Consider the following 17,438-nt stretch of genomic DNA (forward strand, 5'->3'; position numbering starts at 1 on the left):
CTGCAACTGGGCCGCGCGCGCCGCCTGAAACCGCAAGCCCAGCGGGGGCCGAAACTGGACGCCCGCCGCACCCTGCGCGCCGCCGCCCGCACCGCCGGGGACGCCACGCTGCTGCGCTGGCTGGGCCGCCCACGCCGGGCGCCACGCTTCCTGCTGGTGATCGACGGGAGCCGCTCGATGGGCGGGGACGCCACGCTGCTCCTGCGGTTCGCGCAGGCGCTGCACCTGCGCTCGCGGCGGGTAGAGGTCTACGCCTTCAGTACCGGCCTGGCCCGCCTGACGCCTGCGCTGCGCCGGGCCGCCCCGGGCGTGCCCCTGAGCCTCCCGGACCTGGGGGAAGCCTGGGGCGGCGGCACCCGCATCGGCGAGAACCTGCTGCGGTTGGCGCGTGAGGAACGCGCCCGCGTGAACCGCGACACGCTGGTCCTGATCCTCAGTGACGGGCTGGATACCGGCGAGCCTGCACTCGTCAGCCGGGCGCTGCGGGACCTGCGCGCCCAGGCGGGGCAGGTCGTGTGGCTCTCGCCCCTGGCGGCCCTGCCGGGCTACCGGCCGGTGCAGCGGGCCATCCTGGCGGCCCTGCCGTTCCTGAACGCGCTGCTGCCCGTGGCCAGCGTGGCCGACCTGCACGCCCTCCCGCGCCGCCTGAACACCGCCCGCCGCTGAGGGTGTCCGGACTGTCGCCTGTTTCCCACCCTGCCCATGCGCCGGGAACTCCGCGCCCGGCAGCCCACGTTGCCCCCATACGGACTGCCGCTCCATTCCACCACAGTCGAACAAGCGCCGCCTGCGACTCCATACCGCCCAATCCGTACCTTGTTCCCACTCGCGTCCGCTCGGATTGATTCATAAGTGCAGCGAATCAATCGGAATCCGTATCACTCGTGCCGGTCGGGTTGAACGGTCTTTGCAGCTCCTTCAATCGGAATCCGTATGGGTCCGTAAGGGTCTTGCAAGGCGCGGCGTGCTGAAATCCGGGCATGACGCGATCCCTCACCACCCTCCCCACCCGTTCCCCGCAGCGGCCCGCGCGCGGCTGGCGCACCCCGGCGCTGCTGCTGGCGGCGTCGCTGCTGGCCTCCTGCGGCGGGACAGCCAGACCTGCCGGTGGCAGCGGGACACCCGGCGCGGGCGGGAACGTCACGCCGGGCGCGCTGGTGGTCAGCGTGGAGGACGCGGCGGTGGTGGGCGCCTTCGCGCACAGCGGCAGCCTGCGCGTGCGGGGCGTGTCACCGGCCGGTGTGGGCGCGGCCCTCGCGGCCGGGCAGCCCGGGACGCAGCTGAGCGTGGGCACCCCGGTCGCCAGTGGCGGCGACACGCTTCTGCCTGTCACGCTGGGCGGCGTGGCCCTCGCGTCTGGCGGCTCGGCGCAGCTGACCGTGACGGCCGGCACGCAGCGGCAGGCCGTGACCGTCACCGTGCTGGGCAGCGCGGCGCACTCCATCCCGGCGGGCACTCCCTACCTGGCCAGCGCCGCCCGCACGCAGGGGCAGCAGGTGCTGCTGCGCGCGCCCGCCAGCGCCGACGAGGCCTCGCGGCATAGCCTGATACGTTTCGACGCTGCGGACGCCACCTTCGCGCCCCTGGCCTTCCCGGTCACGGGGTTCGAGACCATCACCAGTCACGCCGTGAGCGGCGCAGACGCCTGGGTGGCGGTGCGCGGCGTGAGTGCCGAGGGCAGTTTCCTGCTGCGGCGCGGCGCGGACGGCCGCACGCAGCGCTTCATGGCAGGCACGGTCGAGACGCTCAATAACCTGCTGGTCCTCCCGGACGGCCGCGTGGCGTTCACGGCGTACGGTCAACCGCAGGTCCTGCTGCTCGACCCGGTGGGCGGCGCGCTCAGCCGCCTGCCCACGGACGGCCCGCCGGACAGCGCGGCGCTGGGCCCAGACGGCCTGCTGTACTTCACGCGGCGCGGCGACGCCCCGGCAGTCGTGCAGGTGGAGCTGCTCGGCGGTCAGTCGCGTGCGTTCCCGGTCGGCACGCCCGGCGTGAGCGTCCCCGTCAGCCTGAACGCCGCGCCGGACGGCACGCTGTGGTTCACGGAATCCCGCACCGGCAGCCTGTGGAACCTCGACCCGGTCAGTGGCAAGCAGCGCAGCGTGACCCTGCCCACCGGCGCCCGCGCAGGTGAGGTCGCCGTGGCCCCCGACGGGACCGTCTGGGCGGCCGATACCGAGCGCGGCGACCTGCTGCGCGCCGGGCCGGGCGACATCCGCGCCGTCACCATCAACCTGCCTGCCGTGCCCGGCGGAGGCCCCCGCGCCCTGAGCGCCGCGCCGGGCGGCACCCTCTGGTTCGAAACGGGCGGCCAGCTCGGACAGATCCGCTAACCAACCGTTGGCAGCCGGTGATGGTCAAAGGTTGATGGTTGATGGAGGGAATCGCCGCCTCCATCAACCATCGACTTTCAACCATCAACCCCTCGGCGCTACAGGTCGCGGCGGCTGAAGCGGTACATGGCGGCCAGGACAGCCAGCACAGCCAGCACGGCGGCCCAGACGACCAGTCCGGCCGCGATGGGGGCGTTGGCGAAGAAGGGATTCGCGCCGCGTGAGGCCTCGCTGATCTGGAGGGCCACCGCGGGTTGCAGGTGGTAACTGGCGCCCAACCACAGGGCGTTGGTGGGCATCAGGGCGTTCGCGGCGCGGCCCAGGGTAGTCAGGGTGGGCGTATCGGCGAACGCACCGATGGACCCCAGGATGCCGCCCGTGAAGCCCACGCCGTACAGCACGAACACGCCGATGCCGTTGGCGAGCGTGGTGAACAGCGTGCTGCCCAGCACGGTCAGGGCGGTCAGCAGCAGCGTGGACAGCAGGATCAGGCCGGTTGCGGCCAGCGGGGCGGGCGGCAGGTACCCGGTGATGGCGTACACGCCGCCGAGCAGTCCAGCGCTGAGCAGCGCCACGTAACCGAGGTTCACGGCGCTGAACCCCAGCCAGCGGCCCAGGACGAGTTGCGCGCGGCTGATGGGCCGCGCGATGACGCTCTGCATCACACCGTTCTCGATGTCGCCGCTGACGGCCCCCACCGTGGACAGCACGGCCATCAGGGACCCCAGGAAGTACACGAGGTACATGCCGAACATGGCCGAGTAGATGACGGGCAGGTTCGACGCGCCGTTCAGGCTGCGGCCGTCCAGTCCGGCGTCCAGCGACCGCTGGTCCAGGGTCCCTTCCAGCCGCACGATGCCGTACAGGTAGAAGCCCAGGAACAGCGCGGTCAGCAGCAGCAGCACGCTCACGAGGCGCTTACGGATCGCCTCGCGCAGTGAGAGTTCCGCGATCAGCAGGGCGTTACGCACGGGCGGCCCCCTGGCCCAGGCGGGCGGTGCGGGCGCTGCTGTCCGGGGTGTCCTCGATCAGGTCCAGGAACATGGTTTCCAGGTCCGGGCGGCGCGCCTTCAGGGCGTACAGGCGGGCGCCGGCGGCGTGAATGGCGCTGGCGACGGCCGGAATGGTGTCCTCGTGGTCCAGCCACAGTTCCACGTCGGTGCGGCCCGGCGTGTTCGTGTCGGTGTGACGCAGTTCGCCGAGACCCGCCAGGGTGTCCAGCAGGCCCGGTGGCAGGTGATCCACGCGCACGTCCAGCGGCAGGACGCCGCCCATCAGTTCGCGCATGCTGCCCTGCCGCAGCACGCGGCCCTGTTTCACGAACGCCACGCGGTCGCACACCTGCTCGACTTCCGACAGCAGGTGCGAGTTCAGGAACACGGCCGTGCCCTCGCCGCGCAGCCGCTCGATGATCTCGCGTACCTCGACCCGCCCGATCGGGTCCAGGGCGCTGGTCGGTTCATCCAGGAACACCAGTTGTGGGCGGGCCAGGATCGCTCCGGCCAGCCCGGCACGCTGCAACATGCCCTTGGAGTACCCGCCCAGGTTCTCACCGCCGCGCCCGCCCAGGCCCACGGTCTCCAGCACCTGCGGGATGCGGGCCCTCAGTTCGGCGGCCTTCAGGCCCGCCAGCCGCCCGTGAAAACGCAGGAATTCCTCGGCGGTCATCCAGGTCTGAAAGCGGAACTGTTCGGGCAGGAACCCCAGGCGCTCCCGCACGGCCGGGTCGTGCGGACTGCCACCGAGAACCTGCACGCGCCCGGCGCTGGGGTGCACGAGACCCAGGAGCATCTTCACGGTGGTGCTCTTACCCGCGCCGTTCGGGCCGAGGAATCCGAACACCTCGCCCGGCGGGACGGTCAGGGTCAGGCTCTCCACCACGGCCCGGCCCCGGTATTCCTTGCGTAACTCCTGCGTTTCTATGGCGTTCACGCGGCTCAGCATAGGCGCGCGCCGCCAACCGAATCGTCAGTCTTTCTGCGGAAGGCCCGGCCCGCTCCTGCTGGGGCGCGTTCCGGCTGCGGCCCTGTCCGCCTCATGGGACCTGGTCTGGTGCGGCGGCCGCGTTGCGTCTGTGCCGCCGCCGTCCCTGCTCCGCTCTCGCTCGCTGGGGGTGATGGGGGGGGCCAGCGGGGCAACTTCATGAAATCTTGATATTCCGCTGCACAATCAGGAAGAATGCCTGTCATGTCCGCCCCACTCGCTCCTGGCCTCCCGGGACTGCCCACGGCTCTCCCGCCGGAGCTGCTTGCGCAGTGGCACGATTCGGCCAGCGACCGGGAAAGGGCGCGCACGCTGGTGGCCATCGCCCGCTTCGCGCGGCAGTCGTCCATGCACGCCGCGCAGCAGCTGGGCCAGGCGGCCCTGAACTTCGCCATGCAGGCCAGCGCCCCGGAGGAAGCAGTCCTGGCACTCATCGGGCTGGGCTTCGTGGCGGCGCACCTGAACCAGCCGGACCGCTCGCAGGAGAGCGTGGCGCGCGCCACCGAACTGATTCACGAGCACGGACTGAGTCACCTGCTGTCCTCAGTGGTGAACGTGCGCGCCCTGGCGCAGGTGCTGATCGGCGACACGAACAGCGCCCGGCAGGACCTGCAAGAAGCCCTGAGCATCGCGCGGCAAGAAGGCCACCCGGTCGACATCGGGAACGCCCTCATTAACCTGGGATGGCTGGCGAACAGCACGGGCAACCCCGACGAGGCGCTGCACCAGCTGAACCTGCTCGAAGAGCACATTCATACGCTGAGTGACACCAACATCATCCATGACCAGAACAACTACCTGCATGAAAACCGCGCGGCTGCCTACGTGCTCCTGGCCCGCCGCGCCCGCGAGCGGGGCCGCCCGGAAGCAGTAGAGCAGGCAGCCCGCCAGGGCCTGACTGTGCTGCGCGCCGCCACGGCCTCCCTGCGCACCCTTCCCGACCCAAGCATCGAGATGATATGCCACGCTCACGAAAGCGCCCTGCACCTGCTGCTGGGTAACCTAAGCGGCGCGCAGCAGGCCGCCGACCGGGCTGCCGCCATGAGTAGCGACTTCGACCAGCAGCTGTACATCGATGTACCCATGTGCCGCGCCGAACTGTACGAGGCGCAGGGCAACCCGGCCGCCGCGCTGGCGCACTACCAGCAGGCGCTGACCCTGGTGCGCAGCCAGAAACGACACCGGGACACGCAGGTGATCCTGCGGGCCATGGCCGCCCTGCACGAACGCGCCGGGCAGTTCGCGCAGGCCCTGCAGGTGACCCGCGACGCCTTGCAAGACACCCAGGAGGCCCTGAAGCGCGTGAACATGGCTGCCCAGCGGCACCTGTCCCTGGCCCAGGATCTGCAACAGGCCCGGCGGGACGCCAGTTCCTGGCAGGACCGCCTCCGGCACGCTGAAACCCTGGCCCGCCAGGACACACTGACCGGACTGCTCAACCGCCGGGGCCTGGAAGAAGGCCTGCTCGCCATGACTGAAAACAGCACGGACCTGCTGGCCACACTGTTTCTGGACATCGATCACTTTAAACGCGTGAATGAGCGGCACTCTCATGCGGGCGGGGATCAGGCACTGCGGGGTGTGGCTGGCCTGCTGCGCGCTCAGCTGACCCGCAGGCCGCAGGCACTACTGGCCCGCTACGGCGGCGAGGAGTTCGTACTGGTCACCCCCGTCGCGAACGCCACGCAGGCCCACGCGCTGGCCGAAGCATGCCGCCGCGCCGTGGCCGATCACGACTGGTCCGCGCTGCTGCCCGGGACGAAGCTGACCGCCAGCGTCGGGTACGCCGTCGAACCAGGCGAACGCCTGAGCGAGGCTCTCACGCAGGCCGACGAGCACCTGTACCGCGCCAAACGCGCTGGCCGCAACCGCGTGTACCCACCCAGCGACTGAAACCGATTCCGGTTGATTCGGTTCAAGCCTGAATCAAACCGGGCGGACGCGAGGAGGAAGAGCATACGGATTCCGCTTCATTCCGCCCAGGAGCGGCCATTGTTCCTGCTGGCATCCGGCCGGGACTCAATCGGAACTGCACCCAATCATCCTGACTCAGCGGGTCAGGATGGTCTCGATCTGCTCGATCACGTCGCTGCTCAGGCGCACGCCGGCAGCCTTCACGGTGTCCTCGATCTGATGGACCTTCGTGGCCCCCGTGATCACGCTGCTCACGCCCTTTTGCCGCAGAATCCAGGCGAGCGCCAGTTGCGCGCGGGTGATGTTCAGGTTGTCGGCGACCGCCTTCAGATCGCGGACCTTCTGGATGTTCTCGTCGGTCAGGAAGTTCTTACCCCAGTTTTCCTTCTCGGTCAGGCGCGCGCCCTCGGGTTTGCCGTCGTCGTACTTGCCGGTCAGCAGGCCCATGGCGAGCGGGCTCCAGACGACCAGGCCCACGCCGGCCGTCTCGGTGTACGGCAGGATTTCTTTCTCGACGCGGTCGCGGCGGATCATGGAGTACTCGGGCTGCTCGGTGATGGGCGCGTGCAGGCCGCTCGCGCGGGCAAACTCGACCGCCTGGGCGATGCGTGCGGCGGGCCACATACTGGTGCCCCAGTACAGGGCCTTGCCGTCACGGATGACCTGATCGAAGGCCATGACGATCTCTTCCATGGGCACGTCGGGGTCGTAGCGGTGCGCGAAGTACACGTCGAGGTGGTCGGTGCCCAGGCGTTTCAGGCTGCCGTCGATGCTGTGCAGGATATGCTTGCGGCTCAGGCCACGGTCGTTCACTTCGTCACTCATGGGCCAGTACACCTTGGAGCTGATGACCAGCGTGTGGCGCGGCAGTTCACGCAGCACGTTGCCCATCAGTTCCTCGCTACGTCCCCTGGCGTAGATGTCGGCCTGGTCGAAGAAATTCACGCCACCGTCGTACGCGGCGGTGACGATGTCGCGCACCATCTGCTGCTCGTTCACGCCGACGCCGTACGTTTCCCAGCCGCCCAGGGCGACTTCGCTGACCTTCAGACCGCTCTTGCCGAGGTTCCGGTATTCCATGCGGGATACTTTATCGGATAAAGCATCGGTCGGCCGTCAGGTGAAACCCGCATAAAGAGACACTCAGCACAATGCACCGGAGGTGTGGAACGCCCCGCCTGTCACGCGGCGCGGCACAGGCCGGGTCAGACGACGGGGCTGCGCGCCGCGCGCCGGGCCGTTTACGCTGGGTCATGCGTCAGAACATCAGCAGTGGCAGCCCCTGGGAAGCGCAGATCGGATACTCGCGCGCCGTGAAGATCGGGAACACCGTGCAGGTCAGCGGCACGACCGCCACCGTGAACGGCGAGGTCGTCGGCGAGGGCGACCCCGCCGAGCAGACCCTCGCGGCCCTGGGCATTATCCGCACCGCCCTCGAAACGGCCGGCGCGCAGCTGTCCGACGTGGTTCGCACCCGCATCTACCTGACCGACATCAGCCGCTGGGAAGAGGTGGGCCGCGCGCACGGCGAGGTGTTCGGTGACATCCGCCCCGCCACGACCATGGTGCAGGTCGCCGCCCTAATCGACCCGCTGCACCTCGTGGAAATCGAGGCGGAAGCCGTTATCGGCGGGTAATACGGACTGCCGTCTGCTTGGTTTATACCCCGGAACATCACAGGGTTGGCAACTCCACTCCCGGTAGCCCGCCCTGCTCCTCCTCGCGTCCGACTCTGACCAGATGGCCTGGCAAGTCATCTGGTCGGAATCGGTAGAACGCGGGCTCAGGGCGGTGGGCAGCGACAATGGACGCATGACCTCTTCCCTGTCCGGTTCTGTCCGTCTCGTTGCCGCTGGTGCGTCCCGACTTGGGCTGGGGCTGGCGGCGCTGGGCCGCCCGGGGTACATCAATCTGGGGCACGCGCGCGACCTGCCGGACCGGTCGGTGGGGGGCATGCGGGCGCAGACGTGGGCGGTGCTGGATGAGGCGTACGCGGCGGGCGTGCGGTACTTCGACGCGGCGCGCAGTTACGGGCGGGCCGAGGAGTTCCTGGGCGGGTGGGTGCAGGCGCGCGGGCACCGGGACGCCGTGCTGGGCAGCAAGTGGGGGTACACGTACGTGGCGGACTGGCAGCCGGACGCGCCCGTGCATGAGGTCAAGACGCACGACCGGGCCACGCTGGACCGGCAGTGGCCGCAGACGCTCTCGGCGTTGGGGGCTCCCCCGGCGCTGTACCTGATTCACTCGGCGACGCTGGAGTCGGGCGTGCTGGACAACCCAGAGGTGCTGGCGCGGCTGGCGGAACTGGCGGCGGGGGGCATGCGGGTGGGCCTGAGCACCAGCGGCGTGGCGCAGGCGGACACGATCCGGCGGGCGCTGGACGTGCAGGTGGACGGCGTGAATCCCCTGAGTGCCGTGCAGGCCACCTGGAACCTGCTGGACCCGTCGGCGGGCGCGGCGCTGGCCGGGGCGCACGCCGAGGGGTGGGCGGTCGTGGTGAAGGAAGGCGTGGCGAACGGCCGCCTGAGCGCGCGGGGCCTGAGCGGGCGCGGGGACGTGCCCGCCCCCTTGGCCGCGCTGGCGGCAGACCTGGGCGTCACGCCGGACGCGGCGGCGCTCGCGGCGGTCCTGGCGCAACCCTGGGCGGACGTAGTCCTGAGCGGCGCGGGAACCTGCGAACAGTTGGCGCAGAATCTGGCGGCGCTGCGCGTTACGGTGCCAGCGGACGCCCTGCCGGAACTGGCGCTGGACGCCCGCACGTACTGGCAGGAGCGCGCCGCGCTGCCCTGGACCTGACCCGGAAAGCCGCTCATGCAGACTCCAATTAATTAGCTTGCAGGAGACGTTCCATCCGAGCGGACTTGCAGAGCTGCGCCGCAGAGCGATACGGATTCCGCTCCATTCCGCCACAGTCGGGAAGACACCGCCTGCGGCTCCATACCGCGAAGGGGCGTCTGTTGTTCCTACTCGCATTCGCTCGGATTGATTCGGAACTGCACCAAATCAATCGGAATCCGTATGAGAAGGAGCAAAGAGGCCTGTCGGGCATGAAGTGGGCAACCCGCTACCTGGGCTGGTGATGAATGGACCGGCCTCCAGGTCACTGGTGGAATCGGTCAGGACGCGGCTGTTCATGAGCGGATGGTAGAACCTGGCACGGCAGAAATGTGAAATTTCCCCATCGGGGGCTCCCACCGGGGTGTGAAGGTTGACGCGTCTTCCGCTCGGCCGTGGTTGCCGGTATTCCTACGAACTGACCCCGGAGGCGGCCTCGCCGTCCGCTAGGGTCTGAAAGGCGGGGCGCAGGGCCGGAAGTTCCACGCGCGCCGTGTGCCACACGAGCGCCACCTCGATCCCAAAGTAATCGTGTGAAACGAGGTTGCGAACATCACGCAGCAGCGCCCACGGCAGGTGGGGGTTGGTGTCCTGCACGGACTGCGGAATGAACTTGGTGGTTTCGCCCAGCCGCGCCAGTCCGTGCAGCACGGCGTCCTGCGCCAGTTCGTCGCGCTCGAAGGAGTTGAGGGTGTGAGCGTCCGTGAAGGCCGTCACGCGGTCGATGGCGCGCAGCAGGTCGAACACCCGCCAGCGCCAGTGTTTGTCGCGGTGCGAGCGGGGAACCGAGTCCGGCACCTGCGTCACGTCCACCGCGTCGGCCAGAATATCGCCGCGCAGTGGGGGGCGCAGGGCCGCCTCCGTGACCACGTCCACCCGGCGCGACAGGGCGCGCTCGCACACCTCGCGCACGCGCATCAGGTCCAGCAGCCCGCGCGCCTCGCCGGGTGCGAAGTCGATCAGCAGGTCGATATCGCTGGCCTCGCCCGCCTCGCCGCGCGCGACCGACCCGAACACCCGCACACGCGTGACACCCAGCGCCTCCCACTGCGCCTGGACTTCCCGCAGGCGCCCGGCGACTGTTTCAAGGCGAACATCGGGAAACAGCGGCGGGACAGCGTTCATTCCGCCCATACTACGGCGTCCCGGCACGTGGGGACCGTATCCTGAACGCGTGATGCGGATTCCGTCTGTTTCGTTCGCCCGGACCGGAGTGGAGTGGCCCCCCCGTCGCCCGGAGTCCCTGTGATTATCGCCGTGGGCCACGACCTGATCGAGATTGGCCGCATCCGGCGCATGCTGGAGCGCGAGGGTCAGCGGGCCGAGAAGCTGTTCACGCCCACGGAACTCGCGTACTGCGCGCGCCTGAGCGACCCGGCCCCCAGCCTCGCGGCGCGGTTCGCGGCCAAGGAAGCCTTTCAGAAGGTCTGGCCACGCCCTCACGGCTGGCGGGACGTGTGGGTGGAACGCACGGCCACCCCCGGCGGTCCCTTCCCGTTCGCGCGCCCGCACCTTGAATTCGCGCCGCACATCGCGCAGCACATGCGCGAGCAGGGCTGGGCGGCGCACCTGACGCTCACGCACACCCGCGAGCACGCGTCGGCCGTGGTGATTCTCGAAGGGCGCTGACCCGCCGGTCACGCGATACTGCCGCGTATGCCTGTTCGCCTGATCGCCACGGACCTCGACGGAACCCTGCTGCAAGGTGACGGCAGCGTGAGCGCCCGGACCCGCGCGGCGCTGGACTCGGCCCGCGCCGCCGGACTGTGGGTGGTGCCGGTCACGGCGCGGCAACCGCGCGGGCTGACGCTGATCGCGCGGGCGGCGGGGTTCACGGGGTGGGCGGTGTGCGGGAACGGCGCGCACGCCCTGCACCTGGGCACGGGCGAAGCGCTGTTCGCGCAGCACCTGCCGGTCGCGGCGCAGCGGGCACTGGCCGGGGCGCTGGCAGCGCGGGTGCCGGGCGTGGTGTTCGCGTCGGTGCGGGCGGGCGGCGAGGTGTTCGTGGCGCAGCAGGGGTACGTGGCGCTGACGTCGTTCACGGATCACCAGCGGGAGCCGCGCGGCCTGCGAGCGTTCCCGCTGGAGGACGTGCTGGCCGCGCCCAGCCTGAAGTTCATCGTGCGGCACCCGACCCTGTCGCCACCCGAACTGCTGGAGCAGGTGCAGGCCCTGAAGCTGCCGGGCTTCACGGTCACGCACAGCGGCGCGCCGTTCCTGGAGGTCCTGGCCGCCGGGGTCAGTAAAGCCTGGGGCCTGGAGCGGCTGTGCGCGCACCTGGGCGTGGCGCGCAGCGACGTGCTGGCCTTCGGGGATGAACGGAACGACACCGAGATGCTCGCCTGGGCCGGACGTGGCGTGGCGATGGGGAACGCCGGGCCGGAGGTGCAGGCGGCGGCCGACGAGCTGACCCTGAGCAACGACCGGGACGGCGTGGCGGCCGTGATCGAGCAACTGCCGGACCTGCGCCGCGCACCAGGGAACGCGGCCGCGAGTGCTCCTTCAGAGTGATACGAACTCCGTATCAGGAGCCGCCCTGGCTGGTCTGGCGGGCCAGTTCGCGCCCCTGGCCGTCCGTGACCGTGAAGGTGTACCGCGCCGTGTCCTGCCGAAGCCAGTTCACGCGCAGGTCCACGCAGGCGCCCGGCAAGTCCAGCTGGGCGGCCGTGGGGTACAGACGGTCGATGCTGTTCTGACGGAACGTTTCGAGTTCGCGGGTCAGGCTGTTCGCGCAGTTCTGCGCGGCGGCCCGGGTGGTCACGCGGCCCGCGTCGGTCAACGGGTCTTTCTGCTGCACGGTCTGCACGGCGTTCAGTTGCCGTTCCAGCGTCTCGACGCGGCGGGTCAGATCGGCGTTCTGCGCGCGGGCCTCGCGGTCCTGGCAGGCGGTGAGCAGCAGGATCAGGATCAGGGCGACGGGCGGGGCGGAGGCAGGCAACGGACGGTGAATCACGCGGCGCAGGTTAGCGCACGCGGCGCCGCGCGCAGCGGGCACCGTCCCGCATTCGTTTCTTCATGAAGGTGCGCGGGCGGGCCGAGCGGTTCAACAGTGCCGCGCCGCTCCCTTCCGGCGCACGGAGGGCAGGCGGCGCGCAGAGCCCGTGCTCCGGCCTTCATCTGCTTGGTTCGAGGGCTGTTTGGTTTACGGGCTGTTTGGTTCACGGGAGTCTGCCGGGTGGCCCACGCCACGCCCGACAGCCCGCTTCCCGCCTGATCACCCTGCGGCGCCAGCTCTCCGCGTCCGCTCGGCGTGAACCTCTTTGCAGGCCGCTTAACCAGAGTCCTTATCCGCTCAGCGGTTCAGGACGCTGACGATCTCCACGTGACTGGTCTGCGGGTAAAAGTCGTGCGGGATGACTTCAGCGAGTTTCCAGCCGCGCCGCACCAGGTCACCCACATCGCGCGCCCAGGTGGCCGGGTCGCAGGACACGTACACGAGGCGGTCAGCGGTGCTGGCGTTGATGTGCTCACGCGCGCCCTCTTCCAGTCCGGCGCGGGGCGGGTCCACGACGATCACGTCGGTCCCCAGTTCGCTGAAACGGGCGGCGTCGCCGCTACGGAAGGTGACGTTGCTCTCGCCGCTGACCGCCACGTCCTGACGGCCACGCGCAAGGGCCTCGGGCGCGGCGTCCAGCACGGTCACGCGGCGGAAGTTCGGGGCCAGGTGACGGCCGATCGCGCCAGCCCCCCCGTACAGGTCCACGGCGTGCTCGCCTTTACCGGCCAGTTCGGCGGCCCGTTCGTAGGCCAGTCCGGCGGCCTGCGGGTTCACCTGCGCGAAGCCCGTGGCGGACACGCTGACCTGCACCTGCCCGAACTGCTCGCGGATCTCGCTTTCCCCGGCGATCAGGCGCACGCCGGCGCTGAAGCGTTTCCCGGCGGGTTGCGCCAGGGACACGCCGACCACGCCGGCCTCCATCAGGTGGTCGCTGGCGCGCAGGTACTGGCGGGTCTCGCCCGGCCCGATCAGCGCGGCAACGACCTCGCCGGTCAGGCGACTGGCGCGGAAGGCGACCTCGGTGGCGGGGTCCAGCAGCGTGGGGTCGGTGCGGTCCATGACCGCCTGAATCTGCGGCATGACCAGCGGGTCTTTCTGCACGACAAGCGGGTCGCTGCCGCGCCGCTCACGGTACGCCAGACCAGCGGGCGTCACGAGGTACTGCGCGGTGTTGCGGTACCCCCACGCCTCGGGGCTGGGGACGGTGGCGGCCACGCCGTGCTGCACCTTCGCGATGCGGCTCAGGGCCTCCTGCACGAAGGCGCGCTTGAAGTCCAGTTGCGCCTCGTACGTGGCGTGCGCCAGGTCGGCGGTGGGCAGTTCCGGGCCGTCCACGCGGGCGGGACTGCGGCGCAGTACCTCGACCGTCTGGCCCTGGCGCACGCCCTTCCCGGCGCGCACGCGGGCCGTGACCTGCTCGCCGGGCAGCGCCCCGCGAACCAGCACCACGCCGGACTCATCCCGGGCGAGCCCCAGCCCCCCCGCAACAAGTTTCTCGATTTCCAGCGTAAGTAAAGCGTCCGACATAACGTACAGGGTAGCGCGTCCGGTGTCCGCTCCACCGCCTCCAGGTCACGTTGCGCCCCGACCCCACCCAGAACGGACGTGGCGGCCCCCAGAAAGTCACACCGCCGAGCCGTTTACCCTACGCCCGCAACCTGCTTCTCTCCCGCCCGCTCTGCGACGCAGCCCAGTCTGTCCCCTCGGATGGAGCGGGCGGCGCCCATCACAACACCCAGGTCCGGATCAGTTCTCGTACTCCAGGTAGGTGTAGCCCAGCAGTTCCTCGCCGTAGTCTTCGAGCAGTTCGCGTTCCTGCTCGCCGGTCAGGGTCTGGGCCTTGATGGCGTCGTCGGCCTGGTCCTCGATGGCGTCGCGCAGCATGGGTTCCTCGTAGCCCATGGACTCGATCATGCGCCGCGCCTTCTGGCCGCGCACAAACAGGTCGATGTGGTACTTCCCGCCGGGCCGCACCGTCACATGGGCCTCGCTGACCTTGCCGAACAGGTTGTGCGAGCTGCCCAGCACGTCCTGATACGCGCCCATCAGGAACACGCCCAGGTAGTAGGGTCGGTCGCCGGGTTCGTGCAGCGGCAGGGTGGCTTTCACGTCGCGCAGGTCGATGAACTTCTCGATCTTGCCGTCGCTGTCGCATGTGATATCCACGATGGTCGCCTGACGGGTGGGTTTCTCGTTCAGGCGGTCCAGGGGCACAATCGGGAACAGCGCCTGAATGGCCCAGTTGTCCGGCAGGCTCTGGAACAGGCTGAAATTGCAGATAAACTTGTCAGCCAGGACTTTTTGCAGGTCCTCCAGTTCGTCCGGCACGTACTTCTCGTTCTGGATGAGTTTGGCGATCTTGCGCAGGATGGCGTTGAACAGCGCCTCCCCGCGCGCCCGGTCAGTCAGGGTGACGTAGCCCAGGTCGAACAGGTTGTGCAGCGTCTGCTTGTCGCCCACGGCGTCGTTGTACGACTCGCGGTAGTTGCGGGCCGTGATGTTCGACAGGATGTCTTCCATGTCCTTGACGATCTGGTGGCTGGTCTCGACAGCCGGGGCGAGGTCTTCGAGGTCGCGGGTGGGGCCGGTCACGTCCACGACCGGCATGATCAGCACGGCGTGGTGCGCGGTGAGTGCGCGGCCGGATTCACTGACGATCACGGGTTCGGGCACGCCACGGGCCTTGCAGACTTCCTGCACGGTGTACACGATGTCGGCGGCGTACTCGCGGACCGTGTAGTTCATGCTGGCGTAGAAGGTGGTCTTGCTGCCGTCGTAATCGACGCCCAGGCCGCCGCCCACGTTCAGGTACTTCAGTTGCGCGCCGGCGGCGATCAGGCCGGCGTACGTCTGGGTGGCCTCACGCACAGCCACTTTCACGCGGCGGATGTCGGTGATCTGCGACCCGATGTGGGTGTGCAGCATGACCAGCGTGTCCAGCATGTCCTCTTCGCGCAGGCGATCAACGACGCGCAGCAGTTCGTAGGCGTTCAGGCCGAACTTCGCCTGATCACCGCCGCTCTCCTCCCACTGCCCCGAGCCGCGCGCGTGCAGCTTGAAGCGCACCCCCATGGCCGGGCGAACGCCGAGCGCCTTGGCCTGCTTGAGAATCCGGTCGAGTTCGCTGTACTTCTCGATGGTGATAACCACGTTCTTGCCGAGCGTCCGGCCCCACAGCGCCAGCTTGATAAAACCGTCGTCCTTGAAGCCGTTGCAGCACAGCAGCGCGTCGGGGTGCATCTTCTGCGCGAGGCACAGCGCCAGTTCGGCCTTGCTGCCGGCCTCCAGGCCGTGCGCGTAGTCGTAGCCGGCGGCGGCGACACTCTCGACGACCATGCGGCGCTGGTTGACCTTGATGGGGAACACGCCCTGGTAGTGCCCAGTGTACCCGTACTCCTGAATGGCGGCCTGGAAGGACTCGTTCAGGTGCTTGACGCGGCCTGTGATGACCTGCGGGAAGCGCAGGATCACCGGCAGGCTCTCGCCGCGGTCCACGATCTCGTCCACGATGGCGCGCAGCGGGGCGTGCAGGCCGGGGCTGGGCGTCACTTCGACCTGCCCCTTGTCGGAGACGCGGAACCAGCCGCCGGACCAGTTGGGAACCTGGTACAGCTCGGCGGCGTCGGTGGTGGAAAATATGCTGGGTGTCGTCATTGAGGGCGTCCTCCTCCGGGTGGATAGGCTCGCCGTGCGCGGGGTTCGGAGGTGCTGCGCGCCCGGGGAACGGGTGGCCGGGCAGCACTCACGGACGCCGTGCGAAACCGGGCGCATGATACGGCAAACGTGGTGGCGCGGATGTCATCTGTCACTTCATGAATCCCCGGCGGGCGACCGCGCGGGTAGGCGGCGCCGCGCGGGCCAGCCGCAGCAGGCAGCGCAGCGCGCCTGCCCGGATGGTAGGGGGGTGCAGACCCCTGAACCGCAGTCCGTGTATCAAACGGAGAAGGGAGCGGAGGCTTTCACCTCGCTCCCTTCTGGCTGGCGGTCCGGACGGGATTTGAACCCGCGACCTTCTGCGTGACAGGCAGATATGCTAACCGCTACACTACCGGACCAGCGGAGCAGAGGTTAAGGGTCACGGGCCCGGAAGTCAAGAGGGCGGCGCCTTGACGGGCCTCTGAATACCCGCCGGGAGCGCCGCACCGGACGCACGACGGGCAGCGACCAGTCTGGTACGAACGCGGAAACGGTTGTTGCAGGCCGCTCGACCGCCCCCGGGAATGGCAGCGGCCCGCTCATCCGGGCAGCCCTGTCCCCCACACGACCGGCGGGCTACTCTGGGACCATGTTCCGCCGTGACCCCCACCGGGCCGCCCTGCGCGGGGTGGGTGACGTGCTGGGGCGCGACCTGGGTGCCCTGCGGCCCCTGCTGCGCGCCGCCCTGCCGCGCGGGGGCGTGATCGCAGCGGCGCGCGGTGAGGCGCGCGTGGTGACGGCCCTGGGCTTACCCGCGTTCCCACCGGTCCAGCATGACCCGCACGACTCGGTACTGGACCCGTGGGAGCTGGACCGCTGGGAACTGAACCGCTGGGAATTGGCCAGCGTGAGTAAACCGTTCACGGGGGCGCTGGCCGCCGCGCTGGTCAGCAGCGGGCGGCTGGAATGGCACGCGCCCCTCTCGGCGCTGGGCGGGCCGCTGCGGGGCGTGCCGCGCACGGTGACGGCGTGGCGACTGGCGACGCACACGGCGGGCCTCCCCCCCCACCCGGCCCGCGCGGCCCTGACAGCCCTGACCCGCTACCACGACCCGTACGGCGGCATGGACGCGCGGGCCGTGCTGGGCAGCGTGCGCCGCTGGGCGGGCATGCCGGGCCGCTTCGTGTACTCGAACCTGGGCGTGGGTGCCCTGGCGCTGGCCTGCGCCGCCGCCGCCGGTGAGGAATGCAGCGCCGACGGGTACGGGCGGGCGCTGCGCCGCCACGTGACCGGCCCACTGAACCTGGACGTCAGCCTGGCGCCCCGGCGGGCGGCCGCGCACGCTCCGCACACGGCGTTCGGGCCTCTGGCCGGGGCGGGCGGCCTGTTCGCCACCCCGGACGCCCTGCTGAGCTTCGCGCAGGCGCACCTGCCTGGCACGGCCGCGCCCACGGGACCGCTGGGCGCGTGGCAGGACACGGCGCGCCCGCCGGGACTCCCAGCGGGCACCCAGGTCAGCGCCGGGTGGCTGGCACGCGGCCCGCTGCGCTGGCATGACGGCGTGGCCCGCCACACCCGCAGCGGACTGGCCTTTCACGCGCAGAGCGGCGCGGTACTGGCCATCCTGGCGCGCGGCGGAGAGCCGCTACTGGGCCGCCGCGCCCAGGTGAGCCGCCTGCTGCTGCGGGCACTGGAGTGAAGCGCATGACAGCGTCCTGGAGGCAGCCGGGGTCCGGCGG

At 69.9% G+C, this 17,438-nt stretch carries 15 protein-coding genes and 1 tRNA gene; 8 read left to right on the forward strand and 8 right to left on the reverse strand.

Translation table 11 applies throughout. The annotated features are described in order from the left end of the window. Positions 1 to 666 (forward strand): VWA domain-containing protein (locus QZ271_RS09620; protein ID WP_291430899.1); only part of this gene is annotated, 666 nt, incomplete at its 5' end. Positions 667 to 980: 314 nt separating this feature from the next. After that, entirely contained in the window at positions 981 to 2,333 is a 1,353-nt protein-coding gene (locus tag QZ271_RS09625) for a hypothetical protein (protein WP_291430901.1), read from the forward strand. Between the two features lie 98 nt (positions 2,334 to 2,431). Here QZ271_RS09625 and QZ271_RS09630 read toward each other — a convergent pair whose 3' ends face one another. Both QZ271_RS09630 and QZ271_RS09635 read right to left on the reverse strand, forming a co-directional pair. Beyond that, positions 2,432 to 3,304: an ABC transporter permease gene (locus QZ271_RS09630; protein WP_291430903.1), complete on the reverse strand. Its 873-nt coding sequence runs from the start codon at positions 3,302 to 3,304 to the stop codon at positions 2,432 to 2,434. Beyond that, complete coding sequence (locus tag QZ271_RS09635) at positions 3,297 to 4,277, reverse strand: ABC transporter ATP-binding protein (protein WP_291430905.1); 981 nt, start codon at positions 4,275 to 4,277, stop codon at positions 3,297 to 3,299. Before QZ271_RS09635 ends, QZ271_RS09630 begins: the two co-directional genes overlap by 8 nt. Before the next feature lie 243 nt (positions 4,278 to 4,520). On the opposite strand from QZ271_RS09635, the gene QZ271_RS09640 reads away from it, so the two are divergent. Then, positions 4,521 to 6,209: a diguanylate cyclase gene (locus tag QZ271_RS09640; RefSeq protein WP_291430907.1), complete on the forward strand. Its 1,689-nt coding sequence runs from the start codon at positions 4,521 to 4,523 to the stop codon at positions 6,207 to 6,209. A gap of 156 nt (positions 6,210 to 6,365) precedes the next feature. Here QZ271_RS09640 and QZ271_RS09645 read toward each other — a convergent pair whose 3' ends face one another. Then, complete coding sequence (locus tag QZ271_RS09645) at positions 6,366 to 7,310, reverse strand: aldo/keto reductase family protein (RefSeq protein WP_291430908.1); 945 nt, start codon at positions 7,308 to 7,310, stop codon at positions 6,366 to 6,368. 173 nt (positions 7,311 to 7,483) lie between these two features. Here QZ271_RS09645 and QZ271_RS09650 point away from each other — a divergent pair, with 173 nt between their 5' ends. After that, positions 7,484 to 7,867: a RidA family protein gene (locus tag QZ271_RS09650; protein ID WP_291430910.1), complete on the forward strand. Its 384-nt coding sequence runs from the start codon at positions 7,484 to 7,486 to the stop codon at positions 7,865 to 7,867. 175 nt (positions 7,868 to 8,042) lie between these two features. Then, the gene (locus QZ271_RS09655) at positions 8,043 to 9,026 is read left to right on the forward strand and encodes an aldo/keto reductase (RefSeq protein ID WP_291430912.1); all 984 of its coding nucleotides are present in this window, start codon (positions 8,043 to 8,045) and stop codon (positions 9,024 to 9,026) included. Between the two features lie 450 nt (positions 9,027 to 9,476). Here QZ271_RS09655 and QZ271_RS09660 read toward each other — a convergent pair whose 3' ends face one another. Next, positions 9,477 to 10,190: a HepT-like ribonuclease domain-containing protein gene (locus QZ271_RS09660; RefSeq protein ID WP_291430914.1), complete on the reverse strand. Its 714-nt coding sequence runs from the start codon at positions 10,188 to 10,190 to the stop codon at positions 9,477 to 9,479. 120 nt (positions 10,191 to 10,310) lie between these two features. Here QZ271_RS09660 and QZ271_RS09665 point away from each other — a divergent pair, with 120 nt between their 5' ends. Then, entirely contained in the window at positions 10,311 to 10,694 is a 384-nt protein-coding gene (locus QZ271_RS09665) for a 4'-phosphopantetheinyl transferase superfamily protein (protein ID WP_291430916.1), read from the forward strand. 27 nt (positions 10,695 to 10,721) lie between these two features. After that, a complete protein-coding gene (locus tag QZ271_RS09670) occupies positions 10,722 to 11,576 on the forward strand; it encodes an HAD family hydrolase (RefSeq protein WP_291430918.1) in 855 nt (284 codons plus the stop codon). A 13-nt stretch (positions 11,577 to 11,589) separates the two neighbouring features. Here the strand turns inward: QZ271_RS09670 and QZ271_RS09675 are convergent, their stop codons facing one another. From QZ271_RS09675 to QZ271_RS09690, 4 genes are all read right to left on the reverse strand, one after another. Beyond that, positions 11,590 to 12,018, reverse strand: a complete 429-nt coding sequence (locus QZ271_RS09675) for a hypothetical protein (RefSeq protein ID WP_291430920.1) — start codon at positions 12,016 to 12,018, stop codon at positions 11,590 to 11,592. A gap of 339 nt (positions 12,019 to 12,357) precedes the next feature. Further along, the gene (locus QZ271_RS09680; protein WP_291430922.1) at positions 12,358 to 13,590 is read right to left on the reverse strand and encodes a class I SAM-dependent RNA methyltransferase; all 1,233 of its coding nucleotides are present in this window, start codon (positions 13,588 to 13,590) and stop codon (positions 12,358 to 12,360) included. A gap of 219 nt (positions 13,591 to 13,809) precedes the next feature. Beyond that, positions 13,810 to 15,717: a biosynthetic arginine decarboxylase gene (speA, locus tag QZ271_RS09685; protein ID WP_291430923.1), complete on the reverse strand. Its 1,908-nt coding sequence runs from the start codon at positions 15,715 to 15,717 to the stop codon at positions 13,810 to 13,812. Between the two features lie 325 nt (positions 15,718 to 16,042). Beyond that, positions 16,043 to 16,118, reverse strand: a tRNA-Asp gene (locus QZ271_RS09690). 230 nt (positions 16,119 to 16,348) lie between these two features. On the opposite strand from QZ271_RS09690, the gene QZ271_RS09695 reads away from it, so the two are divergent. Continuing rightward, a complete protein-coding gene (locus tag QZ271_RS09695) occupies positions 16,349 to 17,398 on the forward strand; it encodes a serine hydrolase (protein WP_291430925.1) in 1,050 nt (349 codons plus the stop codon). Positions 17,399 to 17,438: the final 40 nt, after the last annotated feature.

The organism is Deinococcus sp., assembly GCF_018260555.1.
Classification (GTDB): Bacteria; Deinococcota; Deinococci; order Deinococcales; family Deinococcaceae; genus Deinococcus.

Bases quoted from the DNA above. Each gene is read 5' to 3' on its own strand.
- QZ271_RS09625 (WP_291430901.1), top strand. From the start codon at position 981: ATGACGCGATCCCTCACCACCCTCCCCACCCGTTCCCCGCAGCGGCCC.
- QZ271_RS09635 (WP_291430905.1), bottom strand. From the start codon at position 4,277: ATGCTGAGCCGCGTGAACGCCATAGAAACGCAGGAGTTACGCAAGGAA.
- QZ271_RS09640 (WP_291430907.1), top strand. From the start codon at position 4,521: ATGTCCGCCCCACTCGCTCCTGGCCTCCCGGGACTGCCCACGGCTCTC.
- QZ271_RS09645 (WP_291430908.1), bottom strand. From the start codon at position 7,310: ATGGAATACCGGAACCTCGGCAAGAGCGGTCTGAAGGTCAGCGAAGTC.
- QZ271_RS09650 (WP_291430910.1), top strand. From the start codon at position 7,484: ATGCGTCAGAACATCAGCAGTGGCAGCCCCTGGGAAGCGCAGATCGGA.
- QZ271_RS09655 (WP_291430912.1), top strand. From the start codon at position 8,043: ATGACCTCTTCCCTGTCCGGTTCTGTCCGTCTCGTTGCCGCTGGTGCG.
- QZ271_RS09660 (WP_291430914.1), bottom strand. From the start codon at position 10,190: ATGAACGCTGTCCCGCCGCTGTTTCCCGATGTTCGCCTTGAAACAGTC.
- QZ271_RS09670 (WP_291430918.1), top strand. From the start codon at position 10,722: ATGCCTGTTCGCCTGATCGCCACGGACCTCGACGGAACCCTGCTGCAA.
- QZ271_RS09680 (WP_291430922.1), bottom strand. From the start codon at position 13,590: ATGTCGGACGCTTTACTTACGCTGGAAATCGAGAAACTTGTTGCGGGG.
- speA (WP_291430923.1), bottom strand. From the start codon at position 15,717: ATGACGACACCCAGCATATTTTCCACCACCGACGCCGCCGAGCTGTAC.
- QZ271_RS09695 (WP_291430925.1), top strand. From the start codon at position 16,349: ATGTTCCGCCGTGACCCCCACCGGGCCGCCCTGCGCGGGGTGGGTGAC.